Source organism: Deltaproteobacteria bacterium (assembly GCA_016874775.1).
GTDB lineage: Bacteria > Desulfobacterota > Binatia > Bin18 > Bin18 > VGTJ01.
In genome coordinates, this window is sequence record VGTJ01000201.1 from 1 (window position 1) to 10,208 (window position 10,208).

The window sequence follows — 10,208 nt, forward strand, 5'->3', positions numbered from 1 at the left end:
GTCGCCCGCGTTCATCCAGCTCTTCGACCAGACTTCGATACTTAGACCGAAGCCAGCACACAATGGTCTCGTCTCTCATCCCTGCTCTTGTGCAGAGGCTCTCCACTCCGGTCAATCACTATTGCGGTAAGTTGTTTCCTGCCACCGCCTTACTGACGTCCCGCGCAATTGACGATTGGCGAGGGCGGTCTCGATGCGGGAAGAGAGGAAAGCTGGGTCACACGGCTTGGTGATGAATCCGTCCGCTTTGTTCTCCAGGGCACGCACAACCTCGTGTGAATCGGTCATGGTGGTCATGAGAATTATGGGAAGATCACCAAACTCGGGGTCCTCTTTAATCTGACGACAGAGTTGATACCCGTCTATCTCTGGCATGACGATATCACTCAACACGAGCCCGGGGCGTTGCTGTCGGAGGGCGGCAAGGGCTTGGTGACCATCACTGGCGTGCGTGACAATGAAGCCAAGTGAAGTGAGAATTTTTTTAAGCTGTAGCGCCTGTGTCAGACTATCTTCGACAAGCAGAATTTCAACCTCATTTGCCATCGCGTGCTCCTTTAGCATCACCGTGTGTTGGCCTTGCTACGTGTTCCACCGTATGGGCGACTGGTTTAGTGGCGGAGTTATTGGGTACCTCGCTAAAGAGTCTTCGGAAGTTGAACCACAAACTGTAGAGAGGCAAATGGACGGGGTGAGTTTGGCGTGGGCAACGCTTCATTCCGAAAGGAACTGGCGACTCAGACGCAAAGCTAAACCACAAAGAGTTGGTATCAGAGCGCCGTCATCCGGAGTGGAACTCTCAAAAAGACCCGTCCTAGTACCGTGTCTCGCACGTTCATGAGCGGTGAAATCGCAGGGCGCGTACCACGCGCCAGTCAGTTGGCGCGCCGCGCACGCCCTACAACTGCTCACGAAGTTATGAGGCACGATACTATAAGAATCTCTCTGGGAGACCCTTCGCGCAATACTGTTCGACACAAAACTTGACCACCAACAGGCAGCAGTAGCCACTTCCCTCTCCCTGGCAGGGAGAGGGCTAGGGTGAGGGTGATACGCGACGCAGTCAGCCACACCCACGCTTTCTCCCCTCATCCTGTCCTGCTCCCCTGCGGGGAGAAGGGACCCCCTTTTAGGGGTAGGCTTTTACGCTGAGAAAAGACGAGACGTCATGCCCGCGAATGCGGGAAGCCAGGGAGAATACGCAATCGTTCAGGGGTGAAGCTCCTGGATGCCCGCCTGCGCGGGCCTGACGAACACGCGGCTCCTCACGAGGGGAAATCCGCGCCAATTGTGGCTTGGATAAAAACCTACCCTTATGAGGAAGGGACCCCTCTGCATACATGCATAGCGAGTGCCGAACACTATTGCCCCTCACGCCGCTCAGGGTGATGAGTAAACGCGCCTCTCTGTCGAGAGCCGGTATTGGGAAAACTCTCTCTCTGTTCTCTTCAACCGCCTGTTTACGGCAATTCAATCCCATGGTGATCAAAGGATTTTTTCAGACGTCGTCGAAACTCACGGGCAACACGCCATTGTTTGATCGGTGCAGTTTTGATGCGCCCTTTTATCACTATCCGTGCAGCGGAAAAGCTGTCGATTCCCACGACCTCCAGGTCTTCAAGAATATCACTGGCAAACAACGGGTCATTACGAAGTTCTTCTCCAACGTCATTGAGAATCTTTATGACGGTATCCGCATCCTCACGAGAGGAAATGCCAACGTCAAGCACCGCGTATGAACAGTCTTTGGTCATGTTCGTGACGGTGGTGATCGTGCCATGGGGGATCAGATGCACACTGCCGTCGAAGTCACGCAGTGTGAGGACCCGGAGGCTGATATGCTCGACGAGACCGGCTTTATCTCCGACTTTGACAATGTCACCGACGCGGATTTGATCTTCAAGAAGAATGAAGAAGCCGGTAATCACGTCGCGCACGAGATTCTGGGCACCAAAACCGACGGCGAGCCCGCCAATGCCAGCAGCTGCCAGAACCGGAGCAAGATTGACGCCGATTTCACCAAGAACGGTCATGGTGGTGACGATCAGCAGAATGGTCAGGGCGATAGTTCGGACGATATGGCTCAGCGTGCGCGCGCGTTTCTGCCGCTCAAGAGAATCTGTTAATCCCTGCATGAACGAGTTCAGGCGTTCGGTGAGGACTCGCGCCAGACGACACGCCACAGCCGCAAGGACAAGAATGAGGAGGATGCGAATGCCTGACGTCAGGAGCCACGCGACAATCGCGTCAAAATGTTTTTGCAGGGTGAGCGCAACGCGTTCCATACTCAAGAACCTTCGTCTCTACGTAGCTGAACATCAACCCAAGTTGGCTATCGTAACCGTCCTTGGTGTTTTAACAAAAGCCGCAAGACACTTTTTCAGAGTTGAGCTGTGCATGGAAGCCCGCTACAGTCACTGCGGTGGGCATGCCAGACGAACACAGAGCGGGAGTGTTGTATGGGTGGTTGGCATAAGAGCGATATCCAGCTTGTGGACGATCCACTGTGGTACAAAGACGCGATCATTTACGAACTGCATGTGCGAGCGTTCTACGACAGTGACGCTGACGGCGTTGGGAATTTTCGTGGCTTACGGCAAAAACTTGATTACTTACATGGTCTGGGGGTCACCGCCCTTTGGCTGCTGCCGTTCTGTCCGTCGCCACTCAAAGATGATGGCTACGATATGGCGGATTACACAGCCGTGCATCCGCTGTATGGAACGTTGGCAGACTTTGAACTCTTTTTGCGCGAAGCCCATCTCCGCGGTATCCGTGTGATTACGGAGTTGGCTCTCAATCATACGTCGGATCAGCATCCGTGGTTTCAACGGGCGCGTCGCGCGAAACCGGGAAGCCCGTGGCGCGACTTTTATGTGTGGAGCGACACGCCAGAAAAATATCAAGATGCACGCATCATCTTCAAGGATTTTGAGCCGTCCAACTGGGCCTGGGACCCGGTGGCAAAGAGTTATTACTGGCATCGCTTCTATGCGCATCAGCCGGATTTAAACTATGACAACCCGCGGGTGCGCAAAGAGATTCTCAAAGCCGTCGACTTCTGGTTTACCCTTGGGGTCGATGGTTTACGCTTAGACGCGGTGCCGTACTTGTACGAACGTGAAGGAACAAACTGTGAGAATCTCGCCGAGACACACGCTTTTTTGCGCGAGTTGCGGCGGCATGTCGAACACAAATTTCCCAACCGATTGTTTCTTGCCGAGGCCAATCAGTGGCCAGAGGATGCTGCGGCATACTTCGGGCACGGGGACGAATGTCACATGAATTTTCATTTTCCCCTGATGCCACGCTTGTTCATGGCGATTCATACGGAGGATCGTTTTCCGATCATCGACATTCTTGAGCAGACTCCTGTCCTTCCCGAGAACTGCCAGTGGGGAATTTTTCTGCGTAATCATGATGAGCTGACGCTGGAAATGGTCACTGATGAAGAACGGGACTATATGTACCGTGTGTACGCGCAGGATCCACAGATGCGTATCAATCTCGGTATCCGTCGTCGTCTGGCGCCGCTGTTAGGGAATCATCGTCGTCGCATTGAACTGATGAACGGCCTGCTCTTTTCGCTACCGGGTTCGCCTATTCTCTACTACGGCGATGAGATAGGCATGGGCGATAACGTCTACCTTGGTGATCGCAATGGGGTGCGGACGCCGATGCAATGGAGCGCAGACCGGAATGCCGGCTTTTCGCGCGCCAATCCGCAGAAACTCTATCTGCCGATCATCATCGATCCTGAGTATCATTACGAGGCGGTGAACGTCGAGGCGCAAGAGGGAAACCCACACTCGTTCTTATGGTGGATGAAACGGCAGATTGCCTTGCGCAAGCGTTATCAAGCGTTCGGGCGTGGCACGATGGAGGTGCTGCACCCGGAGAATCGCAAGATCCTGGCGTTCCTGCGTCGCTATCAACACGAGTGCGTGTTAGTGGTTGCCAATTTATCACGATTTGTGCAGTATACTGAACTTGACCTGAGTGCATTCAAGGGCGTAACGCCGGTCGAGATGTTTAGCTGCAACGCGTTTCCTCTTATCGGCGAGCCCCCCTATTTTCTGACGTTAGCGCCGCACTCGTTCTATTGGTTTTCACTGGAAGGTCGAACGATAACACCCGAGCCGCGAGTCACTCTGCCGTCGGCTTCGGTCGTCACGCTGAACGGTTCTCTCGCATCTTTGCTACAAAACGGCAAAGCGGCACCCCTGGAAGGCGCCTTGCTTGCTTACCTCAGAAATCAGCGCTGGTTCGGGGGGAAAGCTCGCACGGTTCGCTCGACTGCCGTATCGGAAATCCTCCGCGTACCCATGGATGATGAATGTTACGCAGTCTCGCTCCTGTTGACCTATACGGAAGGGGACCCGGAAACCTACGTTCTCACGTTAGGGGTTGCGACAGGAGAACACGCCGCACAACTGGAAAAAGAACAACCGGCGACGTTGGTGGCTCGTGTACAGAGAAATGGCGGCGTTGGGGTGCTGTATGAAGCACTCGGACGGAAAGATCTTCACCAAGAGTTATTGACGATGATGACGCGGCGACGACGTTACAAAGGGCAACGGGGCGAACTGGTTGGCGTGACCACACGGGCGTATCCTCGGCTGCCCACCCCAGGATCGTTGCTGGAGACTGCGTTACTGAAGACAGAACAAAGTAACACCTCGATCGTCTACGACCAGCAGTTTATCCTCAAACTTTTTCGCCGGGTCTCACAAGGGGTGAATCCCGATTTAGAGATCGGTCGCTTTCTCACCGAGAAAGTCCGATTTCCACATACCGCCGCCGTTGCTGGTGCCCTTGAGTATCGGCCAGAACGTGGCGAGCCAGTGACTGTCGGCATTCTCCACTGTTTCGTCCCGCACGCCTGTGATGCCTGGCAATACACGATCGATGAATTGCGTGCCTATTTTGAGCGTGCGGCGATCCATCGAGAAACGGACCCAGGTATATTACTCCAAAAACCATTCATCGCCGCGAGTGAAGATGATCCGCCCACGATAGTGACGGAGGTGCTCAGCTCCTATGCGGCTTCTATCCGGCTCCTTGGGCAGCGCACAGCCGAGTTACACCTCGCGTTGGCCTCCGATACGACCGATCCGCTCTTTGCTCCGGAGCCGTTCTCAGCCCTGTATCAACGCTCCATCTACCAGTCGATGTGGAGTGTCGCTGGGCAGGCATTTCCTCTTCTTCGTCGTCGACTGCCGACGTTGGCTGCTCCGGTGCGAACTCTCGCACAACGTGTCTTGGAACTGGAGAAGGAGGTTGGGAAACGGTTCCAGTCTGTGATCGGACGGAAGATTACGGCCATGCGGATTCGTCACCATGGTGATTATCACCTTGGGCAGGTGCTCTATACCGGGAAAGACTTCGTGATCATCGATTTCGAGGGAGAGCCCGCGCGCCCATTGAGTGAGCGCCGCATTAAACGCTCCCCTCTCCGCGATGTGGCAGGGATGCTACGATCGTTTCACTATGCCGCGTATAACGTGTTGTTCGCTCAAGAAACCCAAGGCAGCGGTGACTCCACACCAGAGGCACAAACGTTGCGAGAATCGTGGGCACGTGTGTGGCATTTGTGGGTCTCAGCACTGTTTCTACGGAGTTATCGCGACACTGCTCATCGCGCCCCCTTTGTTCCGCATTCGTTAGATGAATTGCACGTACTCCTCGATGCGTATTTACTGGAAAAAGCGGTCTACGAACTGAGTTATGAACTCAACAATCGACCCGAGTGGGTCCGTATTCCGTTAGCTGGTATTCTGCAATTGTTGGGAGAAGCAATCTAACTGTTTCATAAGGACATGCATGTCGCACACGACAACTTCTATACTGCTTGGCGATCAAGATCTGCACTATTTCAATGAAGGGAGCCATGTTCGTTTATACGAACGGCTTGGGGCACACCTTGTGACGATAGACGGTGTTGCCGGAACCTCGTTTGCCGTCTGGGCCCCGAATGCCGAACGTGTGAGTGTGATCGGCGAGTTCAATGGCTGGCAGAAAGAAAGTCACCCATTACACTCACGTGGCCAGTCCGGCATCTGGGAGCGGTTTTTTCCTGACCTGCGCCAAGGAGCAACCTACAAGTACCACATCGCTTCTGGTGTTCAGAGCTATCACGTCGATAAGATGGACCCATTTGCGTTTTTCAATGAAGTGCCACCGAAAACTGCATCGATTGTCTGGGATCTAACGTATCTGTGGGAAGATCAGACCTGGATGATGCAGCGACAGCACCGCAATGCCCTTACCGCGCCCATGTCGATTTATGAGGTGCATCTTGGCTCATGGAGACGAGTTCCTGAAGAAGGCAATCGCTCCCTTACGTATCGTGAATTAGCCGACACCTTACCGTCATATGTGCAACGTATGGGCTTTACCCACGTTGAGTTTCTCCCGGTGATGGAACATCCCTTCTATGGTTCATGGGGATACGAAGTCAGTGGATATTTTGCCCCCACGAGTCGTTACGGCACGCCCCAGGATTTTATGTATCTGGTCGATACGCTGCACCAGCATGGGATTGGCGTGATTCTCGATTGGGTGCCGGCGCACTTCCCGCACGATGAGCATGCGCTGGGATATTTCGATGGAACTCACTTGTATGAGCATGACGACCCTCGTCAACGGATCCATCCCGACTGGGACAGCTTCATCTTCAACTATGGTCGGCATGAAGTACGAAGTTTTCTCATCAGTAATGCCATGTTCTGGCTCGACAAGTATCACGTCGATGGACTCCGCATCGATGCTGTCGCATCGATGTTGTACCTCGACTACTCGCGTAAAGAGGGCGAGTGGGTACCCAACCAATACGGTGGCAAAGAGAATATCGATGCGATTGAGTTTTTGCGACGCTTCAATACTGAAGTGTATCGACACTATCCTGACGTACAAACGACGGCTGAGGAGTCGACCTCATGGGCGATGGTGTCTCGTCCGACCCATGTTGGCGGGCTCGGCTTCGGCCTGAAATGGGATATGGGGTGGATGCACGACACCCTGGCGTACTTTTCCCAGGATCCCATCTATCGCAAGTATCATCACAATGAGTTAACTTTTCGCCAATTGTATGTGGGTTCAGAGAATTTCGTTCTGCCCTTGTCTCATGATGAGGTCGTCCATGGCAAAGGTTCGCTGATGACCAAAATGCCGGGCGATATGTGGCAGAAGTTCGCCAATATGCGCCTGCTGTTTGGCTATATGTACGGACAGGCAGGGAAGAAATTGCTCTTTATGGGAGGGGAACTTGGGCAATGGAATGAGTGGTATCATGAAGTGAGTCTCGATTGGCATTTGCTCGACTTACCATTCCATTCTGGTTTGCAACGCTGGGTTGCTGATCTGAATAACTGTTATCGCCTGCACCCAGCACTCTATGAGCGAGACTGTGAGCCTGGAGGGTTTGAGTGGGTGGATTGCCACGATAGTGATAGCAGTGTCCTGAGTTTTCTCCGCTGGGGCAATACTCCGCAAGAGGTCGTGCTCATTGTCTGTAACTTTACCCCGGTCGTTCGCTCCCACTATCGGCTCGGCGTGCCATACGACGGATTTTGGCAAGAACTGCTGAATAGCGATGCAGAGATTTACGGTGGCAGCGACCAGGGAAATCTTGGTGGTCTCGAAACCGTGCCTACGGCTTCGCATGGTCATCCGTATTCTCTGAGTTTGACCTTGCCACCGTTGGCGGTGGTGTTCTTTCGCTATCAGCGAAAAAGCTAAATCAAACCGCGCGAGATTGGTACACTTTAGGTTATCACCAGAGAGACCGTAGCGTGCGCCATGCGCACGTTGCGCTCGCCTGGCATGACTCCTGTGCGCATGGCGCACGCTATCCCAACTGTACGAATCTTCACAGGTCCAATTTAGTTCTGCAACTGGAGCCAGCGAAACTCGTATGGATTGAGCGTGAGAGCATAAGGGAGCGTACCAATTTGTGAGAGCAGGTGCTCAGCGCATATGTCCAAAGGGGCGATCCCGGTGAATTGCTGCAGAGGCAGCGCGACCTCTTGTTTTTGGTGGGATAAATTACTGACCACCAAGACCTTGGTATCGCGCCATGTTCGCAGGTAGGCAAACACGTGCGGATTGGCAGGAGTAAGTAGTTCTAATGCACCGTGCGCAAACACCGACAGTCTTTTTCGTACTGCGATGATGTTTTTCAGCCACGACACCAGTGATTGTCGATCTTGCCGTTGCGTTTCCACATTCATGTGTTGGTAGCTTGCGGGTGGATCGCAGATGACTGGTGCATAGAGTTGGGCAGGGTCCGCCGTAGAAAAACCGGCATTTCGCGTTGCGTCCCATTGCATCGGTGTGCGTAAGCCGCCACGATCAGCACGTGAGACATCATCGCCCATGCCAATGTCATCGCCGTAATAGAGGACCGGACTCCCCGGCAGGCTAAAGATCAGACTATATAACAACTTGAGCTTGCGGAGATCGTGTCCGACCAAAGGTGCGAGCCGCCGCCGAATACCGTTATTGAGGCGCATCTGTGGCGTGGTGGCATAGGTGTGGTACAACACCGCACGATCGTCTTCGCTGACCCGAGACATCGTCGTCTCATCATGATTACGAAGAAACACCGCCCATTGGCAGTTGGCCGGAATGGTTGGAGTCTGAGCAAGAATATCGACAATCGGCGCACTGCTCTCGCGCGCGAGTGCCAGAAACATGCGCGTGACGAGGGGAAAATGGAACGTCATGTGGAATTCGTCGCCGTCACCAAAATAGATCGCGGTCTCTCGCGGCCATTGATTGGCTTCGCCCAGCAGTACACACTCTGGATGAGTGCGTTCAAGGTCGCGGCGAAGTTCTTTGAAGTAGGCATGCGTTTCCGGGAGCCCTTCACAACTTGTTCCCTCACGTTCAAAGAGATGCGGGACGGCATCGCAGCGAAATCCATCCATACCGAGATCGAGCCAAAAACGGGCAATCTGCAGCACTTCTTGGCGGACGCGAGGATTGTCGTAGTTCAGATCTGGCTGATGACGATAGAACCGGTGCCAGTAATAGGCGTGTGCTTCTGGATGCCAGGTCCAGTTCGAGGTCTCAAAATCACGAAAGATGACCCGCACTCCTTGATACTTCTCGGGTGTATCGCTCCACACATAGTAGTCTCGCTTGGCGCTTGTGGAAGCTGCACACGCTTCACGAAACCACGGATGTTGATCAGAAGTATGATTGAGAACGAGGTCAGCGATGACCCGGATACCTCGCTCATGCGCTGCAACGATGAATGCGCGGCAGTCATCGACCGTGCCGTAATCTGCGTGTACGCCGTAGTAATCAGCGATGTCGTACCCGTCGTCTTTCAGTGGCGAAGGATAGAACGGCAGCAGCCAGATACAGGTGACTCCGAGGTCACGAAGGTACTCGAGTTTCTGAGTTGCGCCACGAAAATCGCCAATCCCATCGGCGTTGCTGTCACAAAAAGCGCGAATCGATAGTTCGTAAAAGATTGTGTCTTTATACCACAACGAGGGCTGTGTCATGGCTCTGCCTCCGACAGACGCTGTGCCGTACTTTATGCACCAGCGTCTGGGAAGGCATCATAGCCGGGATTGTGAATGTACCCTAACTTGCCCGGTGATCGCGAAGGGTGGCGAGGTCTTGGTGAATGGAGTGAAACGCTTTCAACACAGATGGATCAAAATGTTCAGGTTTTGTTCTGTCATCGCCACGTAACATGACTTCCATCGCGTGATTATGGTCTAACGCGGCACGATAGGGACGTGTGCAGCGCAGTGCCTCATAACGCTCTGCCACCATGACGATGCGACCAGCCAAGGGAATCTGTTCGCCTTTGAGTCCTTGTGGATAGCCGCTGCCGTCCCAGTGCTCGTGATGCGTCAGGATCACTTGTCGTGCGGTTTCCAGTAACGGTGAGGTCACTCCTGTGACGAGACTGGTTCCCAGTGTGGGATGCATCTCGATGACGGCCCGCTCTGCTTGTTGCAGCCGCCCTGGTTTGAGTAACAACACATCAGGAATGCCAATCTTGCCAACGTCGTACAGCGGTGCCGCTGCGTACACTAAGGCGGTGGCAGGAAACAACTTACCGCAATAGTGATTGACCGGAGTGGAGAGCCTCTGCACAAGAGCAGGGATGAGAGACGAGACCATTGTGTGCTGGCTTCGGTCTAAGTATCGAAGTCTGGTCGAAGAGCTGGATGAACGCGGGCGAC

At 53.8% G+C, this 10,208-nt stretch carries 6 protein-coding genes; 2 read left to right on the top strand and 4 right to left on the bottom strand.

Going from position 1 to position 10,208, the window contains the following annotated elements; genetic code table 11:
- Window positions 1–111: 111 nt before the first annotated feature.
- Window positions 112–564: a response regulator gene (locus tag FJ147_24500; protein MBM4259047.1), complete on the bottom strand. Its 453-nt coding sequence runs from the start codon at window positions 562–564 to the stop codon at window positions 112–114.
- 896 nt (window positions 565–1,460) lie between these two features.
- Entirely contained in the window at window positions 1,461–2,285 is an 825-nt protein-coding gene (locus FJ147_24505; protein ID MBM4259048.1) for a mechanosensitive ion channel family protein, read from the bottom strand.
- 174 nt (window positions 2,286–2,459) lie between these two features.
- Between FJ147_24505 and treS (FJ147_24510) the strand changes: the two genes are divergently transcribed.
- Together treS (FJ147_24510) and glgB are read left to right on the top strand one after the other, a co-directional pair.
- Window positions 2,460–5,804, top strand: a complete 3,345-nt coding sequence (treS, locus tag FJ147_24510; GenBank protein MBM4259049.1) for a maltose alpha-D-glucosyltransferase — start codon at window positions 2,460–2,462, stop codon at window positions 5,802–5,804.
- A 19-nt stretch (window positions 5,805–5,823) separates the two neighbouring features.
- Window positions 5,824–7,740 carry a 1,4-alpha-glucan branching protein GlgB gene (glgB, locus tag FJ147_24515; protein ID MBM4259050.1) on the top strand — a complete coding sequence of 639 codons (1,917 nt, stop codon included), beginning with the start codon at window positions 5,824–5,826 and terminating at the stop codon, window positions 7,738–7,740.
- Between the two features lie 143 nt (window positions 7,741–7,883).
- Here glgB and treS (FJ147_24520) read toward each other — a convergent pair whose 3' ends face one another.
- On the bottom strand, window positions 7,884–9,515 hold the full coding sequence (treS, locus tag FJ147_24520; GenBank protein ID MBM4259051.1) for a maltose alpha-D-glucosyltransferase: 1,632 nt from the start codon (window positions 9,513–9,515) through the stop codon (window positions 7,884–7,886).
- A gap of 82 nt (window positions 9,516–9,597) precedes the next feature.
- Window positions 9,598–10,146 (bottom strand): HD domain-containing protein, encoded by a 549-nt coding sequence (locus tag FJ147_24525; GenBank protein ID MBM4259052.1) that lies wholly within the window; start codon window positions 10,144–10,146, stop codon window positions 9,598–9,600.
- Between the last annotated feature and the right edge of the window lie 62 nt (window positions 10,147–10,208).

Excerpts from the sequence above, each read along its gene's own strand:
- treS (MBM4259049.1), top strand. The coding sequence starts at position 2,460 with ATGGGTGGTTGGCATAAGAGCGATATCCAGCTTGTGGACGATCCACTG.
- glgB (MBM4259050.1), top strand. The coding sequence starts at position 5,824 with ATGTCGCACACGACAACTTCTATACTGCTTGGCGATCAAGATCTGCAC.
- FJ147_24500 (MBM4259047.1), bottom strand. The coding sequence starts at position 564 with ATGCTAAAGGAGCACGCGATGGCAAATGAGGTTGAAATTCTGCTTGTC.
- FJ147_24505 (MBM4259048.1), bottom strand. The coding sequence starts at position 2,285 with ATGGAACGCGTTGCGCTCACCCTGCAAAAACATTTTGACGCGATTGTC.
- treS (MBM4259051.1), bottom strand. The coding sequence starts at position 9,515 with ATGACACAGCCCTCGTTGTGGTATAAAGACACAATCTTTTACGAACTA.
- FJ147_24525 (MBM4259052.1), bottom strand. The coding sequence starts at position 10,146 with ATGGTCTCGTCTCTCATCCCTGCTCTTGTGCAGAGGCTCTCCACTCCG.